We start from the raw sequence: 15,392 nt of genomic DNA, 5'->3' as shown, positions 1-15,392 counted from the left end.
CGGCAGGCATGGCCAACACGCCGTATTCAGGAAAGCCGCAATGACAACCACGAAAGTCCTGGATTACTTCGCCAGCCTCGTGGCAGACGAGCACGGTATCCCACTGACCGAGGCCGTGCTCTCGCTCGCCCAGGATGCCTATCCGGACCTGGACCTGCAGGCCGAGCTGGCCGCCCTGGACGTGCTCGCGGCACGGCTCAAGCGCCGCGTCGCGGAGGGCACGCCGGCCATCCAGCGCCTGCGCCTGCTCAATCATTTCTTCTACCGCGACCTGGGCTTCGGCGCCAACGCGAACGATTACTACGACCCCGACAACTCCTACCTGAACGTGGTGCTCAAGCAGCGCCGCGGCATCCCCATCTCGCTGGCGGTGCTCTATATGGAGCTGGGGCAGCATATCGGCCTGCCACTCAAGGGCGTGTCCTTCCCCAATCATTTCCTGGTGCGGATGTCGATCCCGGCGGGCGAGGTGGTGGTGGACCCGCTCACGGGCGAGACGCTGTCGAAGGAGCAATTGCAGGAGATGCTGGACCCGCATCTCGAACGCGAGGGCATCGCCGATCCCAACGAAGTGCCGCTGGGCCTGTTCCTGCAGGTGGCCAGCCACCGCGAGATCGTGGCGCGCGTGCTGCGCAACCTCAAGTCGATCTATCTGCAGGAGTCGCGCTGGCAGCGCCTGCTGGCGGTGCAGAACCGCCTGGTGATCCTGTTGCCGGGCTCGATCGAGGAGGTGCGCGACCGGGGCCTGGCCTATGCCAACCTGGAGTGTTTCCGCCCGGCGCTGGAAGACCTGGAAGCCTATGTGATAGCGCGCCCCGATGCGGCCGACACGACCCAGATCCGGGACCGCATGCCGGCGCTGCGCATGATGAGCCGCAGCGTGAACTGAGCCAGGCGGGCCGCGCGCCGCGCAGCCCGCCCATTGCCACCCTCAGGAAGGCCGGCGCTTGCCGCCGCGCACCAGCTTCCACAGCCCGCCCAGCACCAGCGGCACGACGGCCGCGCCGATGCCTGCCAGCACGATCAGGTTCAGGTATTGCTTGATGAAGGGCAGGTTGCCGAAGAAATAGCCCGCGAACACCAGGCCCAGCACCCAGGCCGCCGCGCCCAGCACGTTGAAGAGCTGGAACTTGGCGAAGGTCATCTGCGACACGCCGGCGACGAACGGCGCGAAGGTGCGCACGATCGGCAGGAAGCGGGCCATCACCAGGGTCTTGCCGCCGTGCCGTTCATAGAAATTGTGCGTCTTGCGCAGGGCAGTCTGGTCGAGGAAGCGCCAATGGCCGTCGAACACCTTCGGCCCCACCCAGCTTCCCACCATGTAGTTGACGGTATTGCCGCCGATGGCCGCCACCAGCAGCAGGCCCACCAGGGCCCACTCGTTCATGGCGCCCGTGGCGCAGAAGGCGCCGGCGATGAACAGCAGGGAATCGCCCGGCAGGAACGGCAGCACCACCAGCCCGGTTTCCGCGAAGACGATCGCGAAAAGAATGGCATAGACCCACGCGCCATAGTTCTGGATGACGGTGCCAAGGTATTTGTCGACGTGCAGCAACATGTCGATGAACTGCAAAGCGATATCCAATTCGATCCCCGTTCTAGATTCAGCCCACATCATACAAGAGCGGACCGGCTTCAAAGTCACCCGATCCGTTCGCTTCCGCAGCCGCCGCGCTGACCTGCCGGCCGGGCGCGCCGCCCACGTATAATTCCGCCCATGCCTGCCGAAGCCACACGCCCCGCCCAGCCGCCCCGCCCCATCCGCCCCCTGCCCGACCAGCTGATCAGCCAGATCGCTGCCGGCGAGGTGGTGGAACGCCCCGCCTCCGTGGTCAAGGAGCTGCTGGAGAACGCGCTCGACGCGGGCGCCACCCAGCTCAATATCCGTCTCGAGGAAGGCGGCGTGCGCCGCATCGTGATCGCCGACAACGGCTGCGGCATCCCCGCCGCCGAACTGCCGGTCGCGCTGATGCGGCACGCCACCAGCAAGATCGCCTCGCTCGACGAGCTGGAGTCCGTGCTCACGCTGGGCTTTCGCGGCGAAGCGCTGGCCTCGATCGCCTCGGTTTCCGAGCTGACCCTGACCAGCCGCACCGCCGACGACGCCCATGCCACGCAGGTCGCCGCCGATACTGGCAGCGTGCAGCCGGCATCCGGGGGCGTCGGCACCACCGTCGACGTGCAGCACCTTTACTTCAACACGCCGGCGCGCAGAAAGTTCCTCAAATCGGAACAGACGGAGTTCGGGCATTGCCTGGAGATGGTCCGGCGCGCCGCGCTGGCGCGCCCGGACGTGAGCATCACGGTCCATCACAACGGCCGCCCGATGGAGCACTGGAACAGCGGCGACGTGGCCACGCGCACGGCGCAGGTGCTCGGCGCCGACTTTGCGCGGGCCCGCCTGCCGCTCGACGAGGAAGCCGACACCCTGCACCTGTACGGCTTCGCCGGCCTGCCGACCGCCTCGCGCGGCCGCCCTGACCAGCAGTTCTTCTTCGTCAACGGCCGCTACGTGCGCGACAAGCTGCTGAACCACGCGGTGCGCAGCGCCTACCAGGACGTGCTGCACGGCGACCGCTTTCCGTCCTACGTGCTGTGCATGGACCTGCCGCCGGAAATGGTGGACGTGAACGTGCACCCGTCCAAGATCGAAGTGCGCTTCCGCGAATCGCGCGCGGTGCACCAGTTCGTCTACCACGCGGTGCAGCGCTGCCTGGCCCGCCAGGCCGGCGAACAGGGCGACAGCCTGCATAGCAGCGCGGTCGACGAAGGCGCGCCCGCCATGGTGCCGCGCGCCGGCCCCGGCAGCTTCGGCAGCGCCGCCGCGGCACGAGGCAGCGCGCCGGGTGGCGGCATGGGTGGCGGCACGGGCGGTGGCATGGGCGGCGGCGCCGGCGCGCGCCCCTGGGTCGACTACACCGCCGCCGCGCGCCAGACCGAGCTCGGCATCGCCCAGCCGCGCCAGGCCTACCTCGGCATGGTGCGCGACGCGATCCAGCCCGGCGGCGGCTTCCCGCGCCCCGCCGCGCCGGCATCGGCCGGCTACGCGGGCGGCTCGTCCACGCCTCCGGCCTGGCTGGCCGACGCCCAGGCCGCGCGCGAAAACGACCCGCCCGGACTGCTCGACGCCCCCGTGCGGCAGGAACCGGCAGCCGGCGACGCCAACCCGCTTGGCTTCGCCATCGCGCAACTGCACGGCATCTACGTGCTCGCGCAGAACGCGCGCGGCCTGGTGCTGGTGGACATGCACGCCGCCCACGAACGCATCCTCTACGAGCAGATCAAGACCGCCCTCGAGACGCGCGAGCTGGCGGTGCAGCCGCTGCTGATCCCGGTCACGCTGACCGCCAGCCCGATGGAGATCGGCGCCGCCGAGGAACACCAGGAAACGCTCGCGCTGCTGGGCTTCGATATCGCGCCGGTCTCGCCCACCACGCTTGCGGTGCGCGCCATCCCCGCGCTGCTCAAGCAGGCCGACACCGAGGCGCTGGCGCGCGACGTCCTGCGCGACCTGCAATCGTTCGGCGGCTCGCGCGTGCTGGCCGAGCGGCAAAACGAGCTGCTCGCCACGCTGGCCTGCCACAACGCGGTGCGCGCCAACCGCAAGCTCACCGTGGAAGAAATGAACGCGCTGCTGCGCCAGATGGAGCAGACCGAGCGCGCCGACCAGTGCAATCACGGCCGGCCCACCTGGGTGCAGCTGTCGGTGGCGGAACTGGACCGGTTGTTCCTGCGCGGCCAGTAAGCCGGCCGATCGCATCGCATAGCATCGCATCGCCTTGACAGCCTCCGCTCCCCCCGGCCACGCCGCGCCCGTCGTCTGCCTGCTCGGCCCCACCGCATCGGGCAAGACCGCCGCCGCGCTCGCGCTGGCGGCGCAGACACCTGTCGAGATCATCAGCCTCGATTCGGCCCTGGTCTATCGCGGGATGGATATCGGCACCGCCAAGCCGTCCGCGGCCGAGCTCGCCTCGGTGCCGCACCACCTGATCGACATCATCGACCCGGCCGAGAGCTATTCGGCCGCGCAGTTCGTGGCGGACGCCGAACGCCTGACCGGCGAGATCCGCGCGCGCGGCCGCGAGCCGCTGATCGTCGGCGGCACCATGCTCTACTACAAAGCGTTGACGCAGGGCCTGAACGACCTGCCGCAGGCCGACCCCGCAGTGCGCGCGGAACTCGACGCGCTGGCCGCCGAGCGCGGCTGGCCGGCCCTGCACGCGATGCTGGCCGAGGTCGACCCGGTCACCGCCGCGCGGCTGGCGCCCAACGACGCGCAGCGCATCCAGCGCGCGCTGGAAATCCACCGGCTCAGCGGCCAGCCGATGTCCACGCTGCTGGCGCGGCAGGCGGACGAGCGCACGTTTGCCGGCACGGCCGATCGCCGCTTTCGCGTGATCGCGCTGGAGCCATCGGACCGCGCGGCGCTGCATGCGCGCATCGAATCCCGCTACGACGCCATGCTGGCCGGTGGCTTCATCGAGGAAGTGGAACGCCTGCGCGCGCGCGGCGACCTGCAGCCCACGCTACCCTCGATCCGCTGCGTGGGCTACCGGCAAGTGTGGGAATACCTCGACGGCGAGACCGACTTCGCCACCATGCGCGAGCGCGGACTGGCCGCCACGCGCCAGCTCTGCAAGCGCCAGCTCACGTGGCTGCGCAGCACGCCCGAGCGCGAGGTGGTGGACTGCCTCGCGCCCGGCTATGTGGCGCGGGTGGCGGAGCTGGCCCGCATCGGGCAGGCCTGAGCGGCCCGGCAGCCGCGCCTGGACCGGCGCAGGCATTCGCAACAATTGCACCAGAAGCGCCGGCCAAAGTGATGCCTGGGCGATAATCCGCGTTTCTCGACTCGCCCCGCGCACTGCCATGACCACCGCCGCCGCTCCCCGTTTTGTCCTGCGCCCCGCCACCGCCGCCGACTGCGACACGCTGCTCCAGCTGATCTCGGCGCTGGCGGAGTACGAAAAGCTGACCCACCTCCTCGAAGCCACCCCGCAGAAGCTGCATGAGGCGCTGTTCAGCCCGCGCCCGCTGGCCGAGGCGGTACTGGTGGAGGTGCCCGGTGCGCAAGGGCCGCAGGCGGTCGGCTTCGCGCTGTTCTTCCACAACTTCTCGACGTTCCTGTCCAGGCGCGGCCTCTACCTGGAAGACCTCTACGTGGAACCGGCCTGGCGCGGCCACGGCATGGGCAAGGCGCTGCTCAAGCACCTGGCGGCGCTGGCGGTCGAGCGGGGCTGCGGCCGCTTCGAGTGGACCGTGCTCGACTGGAACACGCCGTCGATCGATTTCTACCGGGCCATGGGCGCGGACGTGCTGCCGGACTGGCGCATCTGCCGGGTGACGGGAGAGGCACTGACCAAGATGGGTGGGGCTGAATAGGCGGATTGGCGCGCGCAAAAAAAAAACGGCACATGCTCGCATGTGCCGTTTTTGCTGCCGGGGCGCTGACGCTCAGACCACCACGGTCTGCGCCTGGCCTTCCGCGCGCTCGCGGATTTCGCCGATCTGCCACACAGCTTCGCCGGCTGCCTGCAGATGGCGGATGGCGCGCTCGGCGTCTTCCTTGGCCACGATCACCACCATGCCGATGCCGCAATTGAACACGCGGTGCATTTCGTCGTCGGCCACGTTGCCTTGCGCCTGCAGCCACTGGAACAGCGGCGGCAGGGTCCACGCATCGCGCTGCAGCACGGCGGTCACGTTCTGCGCCAGCACGCGCGGCACGTTCTCGGTCAGGCCGCCGCCGGTGATGTGGGCCATGCCCTTGACCGGCAGGGTCTCGATCAGCGACAGCAGCGGCTTCACGTAGATGCGGGTCGGCGCCATGATGGCGTCCTGCAGGCGCTGGCCGTGGAAATCGGCGTTCAGGTCCGGCTTGGCCACCTCGATGATCTTGCGCACCAGCGAGTAGCCGTTGGAGTGCGCGCCCGACGAGGCCAGGCCCAGCACCACGTCGCCCGGGACGATGGTGCTGCCGTCGATGATGCGGCTTTTCTCGACCGCGCCGACGGCGAAGCCGGCCAGGTCGTATTCGCCGTCGGGGTACATGCTCGGCATTTCGGCGGTCTCGCCGCCGATCAGCGCGCAGCCGGACAGCTCGCAGCCGTGGGCGATGCCCTGGATCACGGTGGCCGCGGTTTCCACGTCGAGCTTGCCGCAGGCGAAGTAGTCGAGGAAGAACAGCGGCTCGGCGCCCTGCACCAGGATGTCGTTGACGCTCATCGCGACCAGATCCTGGCCCACGGTGTCGTGGCGGTTGAGCTGGAACGCCAGCTTGAGCTTGGTGCCCACGCCGTCGGTGCCGGAAACCAGCACCGGCTCCTTGTATTTCTTCGACAGCTCGAACAGCGCGCCGAAGCCCCCGATGCCGGCCATCACGCCTTCGCGCATGGTGCGCTTGGCGAACGGCTTGATGCGGTCTACGAGCGCGTCGCCCGCATCGATATCGACGCCGGCATCGCGGTAGGAAAGGCCTGCCTGGCCGGAAGTGGGGGATGCGCTCATAGAACCTGCTCGTCCTGGGGGTGTGAAGTGAGGAATGCGGCGCTCACGACGGCGATTTGCGGCCGCGAGTCCAGTAGAATCGCAATTTTAACGGATACAGGCTTCCGGCTTCCAGTTTCCGGTTTCCCGCGTCATGAAGTCTTGCCCCCACACCATGCCGATGCACATCAATCAGGCGGCCCCCGGCCAGCGCGCATGCGCCCTGCGGGCGGTCGGCGCAAGCATGCCGCGACGCGTTTACCCGGTAGCTGGCTTTCATCCCAAGTAACCGAAACGTCATGTATCCGCGTCCCAAGCAGCTTTCGCTTGAACTTGGCAGTCCGCCGCCGTCGACCTTCGAGAATTTCTTCGTGGCCGCCAACCGCGAGCCGGTGCAGCGCCTGAGCGACCTGGCCACGGCCGTCGCGCAGGAGCGCGCGTCCGACCGCCTGATCTACCTGTGGGGTGAAACGGGCTCGGGCCGCACCCACCTGCTGCACGCGATCTGCGAAAGCGGCTACCAGGCCGGCATCGGCTGCCGCTACCTGAGCCCGCACCATGCCCTGTCGGACTTCATCTTCGATCCCAGTTGCCAACTCTACACCGTCGACGACGTGGAACTGCTTGACGAAGCGCGCCAGATCGCGGTGTTCTCGCTCTACAACGAGGTGCGCGCCCACGTGCGCACCGCCATCGTGGTGGCCGGCAGCGTGGCGCCGCTGGCCATGCCGGTGCGCGAGGACCTGCGCACGCGCCTGGGCTGGGGCCTGGTCTACCAGCTTGCACCGCTGTCGGACGAAGACAAGATGACGGCGCTGGTGCAGGCGGCGCGCGAGCGCGGCCTGCAGCTTTCGCCCGAAATCCCGCACTGGCTGGTCACGCGCCACTACCGCGACATGCCCAGCCTGATGGCCTTGCTGGACGCGCTCGACACCTATTCGCTCGAGCGCAAGCGCGCCGTCACCCTGCCGCTGCTGCGGGAAATGTTTGCGGAGCTGCGCGAGTGAGCGCAGGCTACCGGCACGGTGCCCGCGGCCACTGGCATGCCCCGTGCTTGCATGTACCGCGGTGCAGTGACGCCAAGAAACCGGCAACAATCACGTTAATGTAAAATCGCCGCCCATGAATCTGGCATTGTTCGACCTCGACCACACCCTGCTCCCGACCGACAGCGACCACGAATGGGGGCGCTTCCTGGTGCGCCTCGGCGTTGTCGACGAGGAAGCCTACCGCCGCAAGAACGACGAGTTCTACGGGCAGTACAAGGCAGGCACCCTGGATATCCAGGCCTTCCTGCGTTTTGCGCTGGCGCCGCTGGCCGCCAATCCGCGCGACCGCCTGGAAGCATGGCGCAAGCAATTCATGCGCGAAGTGATCGATCCGGTCATCACGCCCCAGGCGCGCGCGCTGGTGTACAAGCACCTCGACGCCGGCGACCTGTGCGCGGTGGTCACCGCCACCAACAGCTTCGTCACCGCGCCGATCACGGCCGCCTTCGGCATCAAGCACCTGATCGCCACCGAGCCGGCCACCGCCAACGGGCAGCCGGACGGCGCCTTCACCGGCGAAGTGGCGGGCATCCCCAGCTTCCGCGAGGGCAAGATCGCCCGCGTCGAGGCCTGGCTAAAGAGCATGGGCACCCAGTGGGATGCCTTCGAAACCACCACCTTCTACAGCGATTCGGCCAACGACCTGCCGCTACTGGAAAAGGTCAGCGAACCGATCGCCGCCAACCCGGACGATCGCCTGCGTCACCACGCCGCCGCGGCCGGCTGGCGCATCATGGATCTGTTCTGACGTGATCAAGAAGCTAATCAACCGGCTGCTCGGCAAGCCGGGCCCCCAGCAGCGCCCGGCCAAGCGCCGTGGCCAGCGTGCCCATACGCCGCGCATCGTGGCGCATGACGAGCACCAGATCGACCAGACGCTGATCTCGCGCAACGCCATCAAGGTCACCTCCACGCTGCAGCAGGCCGGCTACCAGGCCTTCATCGTCGGCGGCGCGGTGCGCGACCTGCTGCTCGGCATCAAGCCCAAGGACTTCGACGTCGCCACCAACGCCACGCCCGACCAGGTGCAGGCGCTGTTCCGCCGCTCGCGCATCATCGGGCGGCGCTTCCAGATCGTGCACGTGACCTTCTACGGCGGGCGCGAGCAGGAGATCATCGAGGTCTCCACCTTCCGCGCGCTGGTCGACGCCATCGCCAGCGAGACGCTTCCCGAAGGGCGTCGCCTCAAGCGCGCCGAGCTCGACAGCAAGACCCATGCGATCGACGCCTCGGGCCGCGTGCTGCGCGACAACGTGTGGGGCTCGCAGGCCGAAGACGCGGAACGCCGCGACTTCACCATCAACGCGATGTACTACGACCCGGCCGAGCAGACGGTGTATGACTACCACCACGGCATGGAAGACATCCGCGCGCGCACCCTGCGCATGATCGGCGACCCGGTCACGCGCTACCGCGAGGACCCGATCCGCATGCTGCGCGTGGTGCGCTTCGCTGCCAAGACCGGCTTCGGCATCGACGAGGACACGCGCCAGCCGATCGCCGACCTGGCCTCGCTGATCCACAACGTGCCGAGCGCGCGCCTGTTCGACGAGATGCTCAAGCTGCTGATGTCCGGCCATGCCTGGGCCTCGCTGCAGGAGCTGCGCAAGGCCGGCCTGCACAAGGGCCTGCTGCCTCTGCTGGACGTGGCGATCGAGCAGCCGATGGGCCAGCGCTTCGTGCAGCTGGCGCTGGACAACACCGACCAGCGCGTGCAGGTCGGCAAGCCGGTCTCGCCGGGCTTCCTGTTCGCCGCGCTGCTGTGGCACCACGTGCTGCAGCGCTGGACCGCGCTGCGCGAGGAAGGCGAGCACGCCATCGCCGCGCTCAATATCGCGATGGACGACGTGCTGGAACGCCAGACCGGCCAGCTTGCCATCCAGCGCCGCTTCGTCACCGACATGCGCGATATCTGGGGCATGCAGCCGCGCTTCGAGAAGCGCGTGGGCCGCATGCCGTTCCGCCTGATCGAGTCGCCGCGTTTCCGCGCCGGCTTCGACTTCCTCCAGCTGCGCTGCGATTCCGGCGAGCAGCCGGCCGAGCTGGCGCGCTGGTGGCAGGACTTCCAGAACGCCGACGGCGAGGGCCGCGAAGCCCTGATCGACGCTGTGCGCCCGGCGCGCGGCGGCAAGCAGGGTGGCGGTGGCGGCGGCGGCAGCACCGACAGCGGCGATCAGCCCACCGACTGGGAAGGCGGCGGTGACAGCGGCGAAGGCGGCGGCCCGGCACGCAAGAAGCGCCGCCGGCGCAGTCCGCGGAAATCGGATAAAGTTTCCTCCCGGAGCGATATGGATGCGAGCCAGGAAGCCGGCTCCAGTGAAGACCGGAAAACCGGCAAGGTGCGCGTCCAGCCGGAGGAATCGTAATGACAGTTGCCTTTATCGGCATCGGGGCCAACCTGGGCGATGCCCGGCAGGCCCTCAAGGATGCCATCGTGTGCCTGGCCCAGCAGGTCGGCATCACGGTGCTGGCGCGATCGTCGCTGTACCGCACGGCCCCGGTCGATGCGGGCGGCGACGACTACTTCAATGCGGTGGTCAAGGTGGAAGCCTCGTTCACCGCCGCCCAGCTATTGCGCATCTGCCACCACATCGAAGACCAGTTCGGCCGCGAACGGCCGTTCCACAACGCGCCGCGCACGCTCGACCTGGACCTGCTGCTGTTCGGCGACGAGATCCATCGCGGCGAGCATCTCTCGGTGCCGCACCCGCGCGTGGCCGAGCGCGCCTTCACGCTGGTGCCGCTGCTCGAGCTGGACGCCGCGCTGGTGATCCCGGGGCTGGGCCCCGCCGCCGGTTTCCTGCCCGCGGTCAATGCGCAGCGCGTGGAAAAGATCTCGTTCTGCCAGTGCACGCGGCAAGCCGAGGCGCGCGGCGCTTCCTGACGCCGCGCCAGCGCAGCGAACGGGCACGCCGCTGTCTGCCCCGCGCCCCCCTGCACCACTCCCCTGACCCGCTTCTCTAGCCACCGGATCCGCCCATGCTCGAACACTTGCGCAGAATCGTGGTGGAAGGCCCCATCGGCGCCGGCAAGACGGCGCTGGCGCAGCGCCTGGCGCAAACCCTGCGCACCGGCGAACTGCTCGACACCGCGCGCGACAACCCCTTCCTCGAACGCTACTACCGCGAGCCGGCGCGCTACGCCCTGCCCCTGCAACTGTCGCTGATGAACCGGCGCGCGCAGCAGCTGGCGGCATGGCAGGCGGCCCTGCTGGCCGGCCAGCGCATGGTGGGCAACTTCCTCTACGCGAGGGACCGCCTCTACGCCGGGCTCACGCTGCCCGAGGACGAACTGGCGCTGTACGATGCCCTCGCCGCGCGCCTGCCTGCGCAAAGCCAGCGCGTGGACCTGGTGATCGTGCTGCAGGCCTCGCCCGCGCTGTTGCGCGAGCGCATCGCGCGCCGCAACGCGCCCGGCGAGTCCAGCATCGACGAGGCCTATCTCGATCGTCTGTGCGACGCCTACGGCGAGCTGTTCCACCGCTATGACGAAGCGCCGGTGATGATCGTCGACACCGCCCACTTCAGTCCGGTGGACAATGACGGTGATTTCCGTACACTAATGTCGCGCATCGAAAACATGCGCGGCCGCAAGGCCTTTCTCAATCTCGCTGCGCCCTGACAGGTACCCGCCTGCCAGCCTGACCATAACGACAGCAGCCGCTGCCGCGCACCGCGGCAAAGCGGATTGCAGGGGACCGCGCAACGCCGCACGCCCGATGGCGGCCGGCCCGCCTCCCGTCTCTCTACCGGCCCAACGTCATGAGCTACCTCCTCGACCCCTCCCGCAAGACCGTCACCATCCCCAAGCTGCAGGCGATGCGCGCCACCGGCGAGAAAATCGCCATGCTGACCGCCTACGACTCCAGCTTCGCCGCGCTGCTCGACTACTGCGGCGTCGAGGTGCTGCTGGTCGGCGATTCCCTAGGCAACGTCATGCAGGGCCAGCAGACCACGCTGCCCGTGACGCTGGAGCAGGTGATCTACCACACCGAATGCGTGGCGCGCGGCAACCAGAGCGCACTGCTGGTGGCGGACCTGCCGTTCGGCACCTACCCCACGCCCGAGACGGCCTTCGCCAGCGCCGCCGCGCTCATGCGCGCGGGCGCGCACATGGTCAAGCTCGAAGGCGGCGACTGGCTCGCGCCCACCGTCAAGTTCCTGGTCGAGCGCAGCATCCCGGTGTGCGCGCATATCGGCCTGACCCCGCAGTCGGTGCACGCGCTGGGCGGTTTCAAGGTGCAGGGCAAGACTGACGAAAGCGCCGCGCAACTCAAGCGCGACGCGCTCGCGCTGCAGGCCGCCGGCGCCCAGCTGATCGTGATGGAAGCCGTGCCGGCGGCGGTGGCGGGCGTGGTGACCGGCCTGCTGGCCATTCCGACCATCGGCATCGGCGCGGGCGCGGATTGCTCCGGGCAAGTGCTCGTGCTGCAGGACATGATCAACGTCTACCCGGGCCGCAAGGCCAAGTTCGTGCGCAATTTCATGGACGGCGCGGGCTCGATCGAGGCCGCCGTGCGGGCCTATGTGGCGGCCGTCAAGGACGGCAGCTTCCCGGCTGCCGAGCACACCTTCTCCGCCTGATCCGCCGCCGCGGACCCGCGGCGCCGGCCGGCTGCGGGTCCCTGCCTGTGCTTTCCTGACCTTACCCGCCGGCAGAGAGCGCCGCGGGCAGCACGCCGCGCAGCGAGTTGGCAACCGCCAGCGCCTCGCAGCGCCGCAGCATGGCGCGCGTGACCACCGCCTCGCGCACCGGCCCGCCCAGGTAGCGCCTGCCATCGGCCAGCACGGCGGCGCGCATCACGCCGGGCAGGATATGCGCCGCCAGCGGCGGCGTCAGCCACTCGCCATCCACCTTGACGAACACCGAGCTGCGCCCGCCTTCGAGCAGTTCGCCGCGCGTGTTGAAGAACAGGCTGTCGAAGGCGCCGGCACGTTCGGCCGCCTGCCAGCCCGCGTCGTAGATTGCGCGCGCGCTGGTCTTGTGGCAACGCAGCACATCCGCATCGGGAAGTGCCTGCGCGGCCAGCAGCAACGAGGCGGGCTGCGCGGCCAGGGGCGCCAGCGCGCCATGGGTCACGGCCAGGCCGCCGGTCTTGTCCAGCGCCAGGCGCAGGCGCCAGCAGCCGGCAGCGAGCCCGGCCACCGCTTCGCGCACCGCCGCCCGCGCGCTGGCGGATTCGAAACGAAAGCCAAGACAGGCCGCCGATGCGCCGAGCCGTGCCAGATGCTGGTCCAGCCGCTGGCATGCGCCATCCTCCACGCGCATCGTCTCGAACAGTGTGAAGCCCGGGTCGTGCGCGGTCAGGAAGCGGGCCTTCCAGCCGCATTCCGCGTACTCGCCGGCGGCGTCGCTGTCGTGGACGATGCCGCCGCCCACGCCCATCTCGCCTGCCCGCAGGCCGTCGGCACCCGGCGCGCCCAGCACCAGCGTGCGGATCGCCACGGATAGCGCGAATGCGCCGGGAAAGGCTTGTGCCGGTGCCGCCGGCGCGTCGATCCAGCCGATCGAGCCGGTGTAGAGGCCGCGCGGCGAGGACTCCAGTTCGGCGATGATCTCCATGGTGCGGCGCTTGGGCGCGCCGGTGATCGAGCCGCACGGAAACAGCGCGCGCAGCAGCCCGGCCACGTTCGTGCCCGCACGCGCGGTGGCGGTCACGGTCGACGTCATCTGCAGCACCTGGCCGAACGGCTCCACCACGAAGCGCTCCGGCACGGCCACCGTGCCCGGCACCGCCACCCGCCCGAGGTCGTTGCGCAGCAGGTCCACGATCATCACGTTCTCGGCGCGGTTCTTGGCGTCGGCGGCCAGCCCGGCGGCAGCCTCGGCATCCCGTGCCCGGTCGCCGCTGCGCGGCGCGGTGCCTTTCATCGGCCGCGTCAGCAGATGGCCCTGCCCGTCATGGCGCACGAACAGTTCGGGCGACAGCGACAGCACCCAGCCATCGCCGGGCAGCCGCGCCAGCACGGCGTAGGGCACGGGTTGCGCCGCGCGCAGCGCCGCATAGAGCGCGGGCGGCTCGCCGAAGGCACCGAAGCGCAGGCGCTGGGTRAAGTTGACCTGGTAAGTGTCGCCGGCCTCGATCCAAGCGTGGATGCGGGCGATCGCCGCATGGAAGGCTGGCTCCGGCGTATCGGCCGCGACGTCCAGCACGCCGGCCGGTTGCCCGCCTTGTTCGGTTTGCCCGGCTTGCCGGCCCGCCAGCCATTGCGCGACGGCCTCGCTGTCCAGCTTCTGCAGCGCCCGGAACCACAGCAGCCGCAGCGCGCCGTCGTGGAACGGCAGGGCCTGGCCTGGATGCACGGCGACGCCGACCAGCGGCCCGCCGAATTCATAGGGCGCGAACAGCGTGGCGTGCCAGCCCTGACGCCAGCCTTCGGCCAGCATGGCATCGAGCGCGTCGAGCGCGGTGGCATCGGGCAGCACATCCTCGCGGACGAATCCGGTGTACAGGCGCGATACCGCCTCGCCGGGGGCGGCGGTGGCATCGTCGAGCAGGACGAAGGGATCGTTGCCGGCGGCGGGCCTGCGAAGCGTGCCGGGTGCCTGGCCGGAAAGGGAAGGCATGGGAAATGGGGAAACTGCCACGGGAAAATCACCAGCGTCGGTTGGCGCCGCCTGCAGGCGGGCGACTTGTCATTATCGCGCGCCACAAAACAAAAAGGCCGGCCACGCATTCACGCGTGGCCGGCCGCATGCCGCGAGCCGGATCAGCTGAAGAAGCTCTTCACCTTGTCCAGCCAGGATTGCTCCTGCGGGCTGTGGCGCGAGCCGCCTTCATGCACCGAGCGGTCGAACTGGCGCAGGATGTCCTTCTGCGACTCGGTCAGCTTGACCGGCGTTTCCACGTTCACATGCACGTAGAGGTCGCCGGGATAGCCCGAGCGCACGCCCTTGATGCCCTTGCCGCGCAGGCGGAAGGTCTTGCCGGGCTGGGTGCCTTCGGGCACCGGGAAGCTGGCCTTGCCGCCCAGCGTGGGCACTTCCAGGTCGCCGCCCAGCGCCGCCGTGGCGAAGGAGATCGGCATCTGGCAGTGCAGGTCGTCGCCGTCGCGCTCGAACACCGCGTGCTGCTTGATGTGGACTTCGACGTACAGGTCGCCCGGGGGGCCGCCGTTGATGCCCGGCTCGCCGTTGCCCGACGAACGGATGCGCATGCCCTCGTCGATGCCGGCGGGAATCTTCACCTCCAGCGTCTTCTGCGACTTGATCTTGCCCTGGCCGTGGCACTTGGTGCATGGCTTGGGAATATGCTTGCCGGTGCCGTGGCACTTCGGGCAAGTCTGCTGCATCGAGAAGAAGCCCTGCGAGACGCGCACCTGGCCCGCGCCGTGGCAGGTCGGGCAGGTCTCGACATTGCTGCCGGGCTCGGCGCCGTTGCCGTGGCAGTGTTCGCACTCGTCCCAGTGCGGCACGCGGATCTGCGCCTCGTGGCCGTGCGCGGCCTGCTCGAGCGAGATCTCCATGCTGTAGCGCAGGTCGGCCCCGCGGTACACCTGCGGGCCGCCGCCGGCGCGGCGTCCGCCGGCCTGGCCCTGCTGGCCGAAGATATCGCCGAAGATGTCGCCGAAGGCTTCGGCGAAGCCGCCGTAGCCCTGGCCGCCGCCGCCGAAGCCGCCCGCCATGTTGGGGTCGACGCCGGCGTGGCCGTACTGGTCGTAGGCCGCCTTCTTCTCGGAGTCGGAGAGCATCTCGTAGGCCTCTTTGACCTCCTTGAACTTCTCTTCCGAATCCTTGCTGTCCGGATTGCGGTCCGGGTGGTGCTTCATCGCCAGCTTGCGATACGCCTTCTTGATATCGTCGTCGCTGGCGTTCTTGCCCACCCCGAGCACTTCGTAGTAGTCACGTTTTGCCATGGTG

General features: G+C 69.2%; 15 protein-coding genes. 10 read left to right on the top strand and 5 right to left on the bottom strand.

The annotated features are described in order from the left end of the window. Positions 1-40: 40 nt before the first annotated feature. Positions 41-889: a SirB1 family protein gene (locus tag AB4Z48_RS23855; RefSeq protein WP_441618507.1), complete on the top strand. Its 849-nt coding sequence runs from the start codon at positions 41-43 to the stop codon at positions 887-889. A gap of 42 nt (positions 890-931) precedes the next feature. Here the strand turns inward: AB4Z48_RS23855 and AB4Z48_RS23850 are convergent, their stop codons facing one another. Continuing rightward, a complete protein-coding gene (locus tag AB4Z48_RS23850) occupies positions 932-1,558 on the bottom strand; it encodes a VTT domain-containing protein (protein WP_441618722.1) in 627 nt (208 codons plus the stop codon). 159 nt (positions 1,559-1,717) lie between these two features. Between AB4Z48_RS23850 and mutL the strand changes: the two genes are divergently transcribed. From mutL to AB4Z48_RS23835, 3 genes are all read left to right on the top strand, one after another. Beyond that, a complete protein-coding gene (gene mutL, locus AB4Z48_RS23845) occupies positions 1,718-3,745 on the top strand; it encodes a DNA mismatch repair endonuclease MutL (RefSeq protein WP_441618505.1) in 2,028 nt (675 codons plus the stop codon). A gap of 34 nt (positions 3,746-3,779) precedes the next feature. After that, the gene (miaA, locus tag AB4Z48_RS23840) at positions 3,780-4,748 is read left to right on the top strand and encodes a tRNA (adenosine(37)-N6)-dimethylallyltransferase MiaA (RefSeq protein ID WP_441618503.1); all 969 of its coding nucleotides are present in this window, start codon (positions 3,780-3,782) and stop codon (positions 4,746-4,748) included. A 118-nt stretch (positions 4,749-4,866) separates the two neighbouring features. Further along, positions 4,867-5,379 (top strand): GNAT family N-acetyltransferase, encoded by a 513-nt coding sequence (locus AB4Z48_RS23835; RefSeq protein WP_441618501.1) that lies wholly within the window; start codon positions 4,867-4,869, stop codon positions 5,377-5,379. A gap of 72 nt (positions 5,380-5,451) precedes the next feature. Here the strand turns inward: AB4Z48_RS23835 and purM are convergent, their stop codons facing one another. Together purM and AB4Z48_RS23825 are read right to left on the bottom strand one after the other, a co-directional pair. Then, entirely contained in the window at positions 5,452-6,504 is a 1,053-nt protein-coding gene (gene purM / locus AB4Z48_RS23830) for a phosphoribosylformylglycinamidine cyclo-ligase (RefSeq protein ID WP_441618499.1), read from the bottom strand. Positions 6,505-6,547: 43 nt separating this feature from the next. After that, positions 6,548-6,763, bottom strand: a complete 216-nt coding sequence (locus AB4Z48_RS23825) for a hypothetical protein (protein ID WP_441618497.1) — start codon at positions 6,761-6,763, stop codon at positions 6,548-6,550. 19 nt (positions 6,764-6,782) lie between these two features. Here AB4Z48_RS23825 and hda point away from each other — a divergent pair, with 19 nt between their 5' ends. From hda to panB, 6 genes are all read left to right on the top strand, one after another. Continuing rightward, on the top strand, positions 6,783-7,490 hold the full coding sequence (gene hda, locus AB4Z48_RS23820) for a DnaA regulatory inactivator Hda (RefSeq protein ID WP_441618495.1): 708 nt from the start codon (positions 6,783-6,785) through the stop codon (positions 7,488-7,490). Positions 7,491-7,605: 115 nt separating this feature from the next. Next, positions 7,606-8,280, top strand: coding sequence for an HAD family hydrolase (locus AB4Z48_RS23815; protein ID WP_441618493.1), 675 nt, complete (start codon positions 7,606-7,608; stop codon positions 8,278-8,280). Position 8,281: 1 nt separating this feature from the next. Further along, complete coding sequence (gene pcnB / locus AB4Z48_RS23810) at positions 8,282-9,898, top strand: polynucleotide adenylyltransferase PcnB (RefSeq protein WP_441618491.1); 1,617 nt, start codon at positions 8,282-8,284, stop codon at positions 9,896-9,898. Next, positions 9,898-10,416, top strand: a complete 519-nt coding sequence (gene folK, locus AB4Z48_RS23805) for a 2-amino-4-hydroxy-6-hydroxymethyldihydropteridine diphosphokinase (protein WP_441618489.1) — start codon at positions 9,898-9,900, stop codon at positions 10,414-10,416. Before pcnB ends, folK begins: the two co-directional genes overlap by 1 nt. A gap of 95 nt (positions 10,417-10,511) precedes the next feature. After that, positions 10,512-11,153, top strand: coding sequence for a deoxynucleoside kinase (locus tag AB4Z48_RS23800; RefSeq protein ID WP_441618487.1), 642 nt, complete (start codon positions 10,512-10,514; stop codon positions 11,151-11,153). A 140-nt stretch (positions 11,154-11,293) separates the two neighbouring features. After that, on the top strand, positions 11,294-12,115 hold the full coding sequence (gene panB / locus AB4Z48_RS23795) for a 3-methyl-2-oxobutanoate hydroxymethyltransferase (RefSeq protein ID WP_441618485.1): 822 nt from the start codon (positions 11,294-11,296) through the stop codon (positions 12,113-12,115). Positions 12,116-12,176: 61 nt separating this feature from the next. Here panB and AB4Z48_RS23790 read toward each other — a convergent pair whose 3' ends face one another. Beyond that, a complete protein-coding gene (locus AB4Z48_RS23790; protein WP_441618483.1) occupies positions 12,177-14,099 on the bottom strand; it encodes a chorismate-binding protein in 1,923 nt (640 codons plus the stop codon). A gap of 143 nt (positions 14,100-14,242) precedes the next feature. Then, complete coding sequence (dnaJ, locus tag AB4Z48_RS23785; RefSeq protein ID WP_441618481.1) at positions 14,243-15,388, bottom strand: molecular chaperone DnaJ; 1,146 nt, start codon at positions 15,386-15,388, stop codon at positions 14,243-14,245. Positions 15,389-15,392: the final 4 nt, after the last annotated feature.

The sequence above is a fragment of the Cupriavidus sp. 2TAF22 genome, assembly GCF_052115045.1.
Classification (GTDB): Bacteria; Pseudomonadota; Gammaproteobacteria; order Burkholderiales; family Burkholderiaceae; genus Cupriavidus.
This window is presented reverse-complemented; position numbering and strand designations above follow the sequence as displayed.

What these genes read in the sequence shown, in the direction of transcription:
- AB4Z48_RS23855 (WP_441618507.1), top strand. Translation starts at nt 41, where the DNA reads ATGACAACCACGAAAGTCCTGGATTACTTCGCCAGCCTCGTGGCAGAC.
- AB4Z48_RS23850 (WP_441618722.1), bottom strand. Translation starts at nt 1,558, where the DNA reads ATGTTGCTGCACGTCGACAAATACCTTGGCACCGTCATCCAGAACTAT.
- mutL (WP_441618505.1), top strand. Translation starts at nt 1,718, where the DNA reads ATGCCTGCCGAAGCCACACGCCCCGCCCAGCCGCCCCGCCCCATCCGC.
- AB4Z48_RS23835 (WP_441618501.1), top strand. Translation starts at nt 4,867, where the DNA reads ATGACCACCGCCGCCGCTCCCCGTTTTGTCCTGCGCCCCGCCACCGCC.
- purM (WP_441618499.1), bottom strand. Translation starts at nt 6,504, where the DNA reads ATGAGCGCATCCCCCACTTCCGGCCAGGCAGGCCTTTCCTACCGCGAT.
- AB4Z48_RS23825 (WP_441618497.1), bottom strand. Translation starts at nt 6,763, where the DNA reads ATGAAAGCCAGCTACCGGGTAAACGCGTCGCGGCATGCTTGCGCCGAC.
- hda (WP_441618495.1), top strand. Translation starts at nt 6,783, where the DNA reads ATGTATCCGCGTCCCAAGCAGCTTTCGCTTGAACTTGGCAGTCCGCCG.
- AB4Z48_RS23815 (WP_441618493.1), top strand. Translation starts at nt 7,606, where the DNA reads ATGAATCTGGCATTGTTCGACCTCGACCACACCCTGCTCCCGACCGAC.
- folK (WP_441618489.1), top strand. Translation starts at nt 9,898, where the DNA reads ATGACAGTTGCCTTTATCGGCATCGGGGCCAACCTGGGCGATGCCCGG.
- AB4Z48_RS23800 (WP_441618487.1), top strand. Translation starts at nt 10,512, where the DNA reads ATGCTCGAACACTTGCGCAGAATCGTGGTGGAAGGCCCCATCGGCGCC.
- panB (WP_441618485.1), top strand. Translation starts at nt 11,294, where the DNA reads ATGAGCTACCTCCTCGACCCCTCCCGCAAGACCGTCACCATCCCCAAG.
- dnaJ (WP_441618481.1), bottom strand. Translation starts at nt 15,388, where the DNA reads ATGGCAAAACGTGACTACTACGAAGTGCTCGGGGTGGGCAAGAACGCC.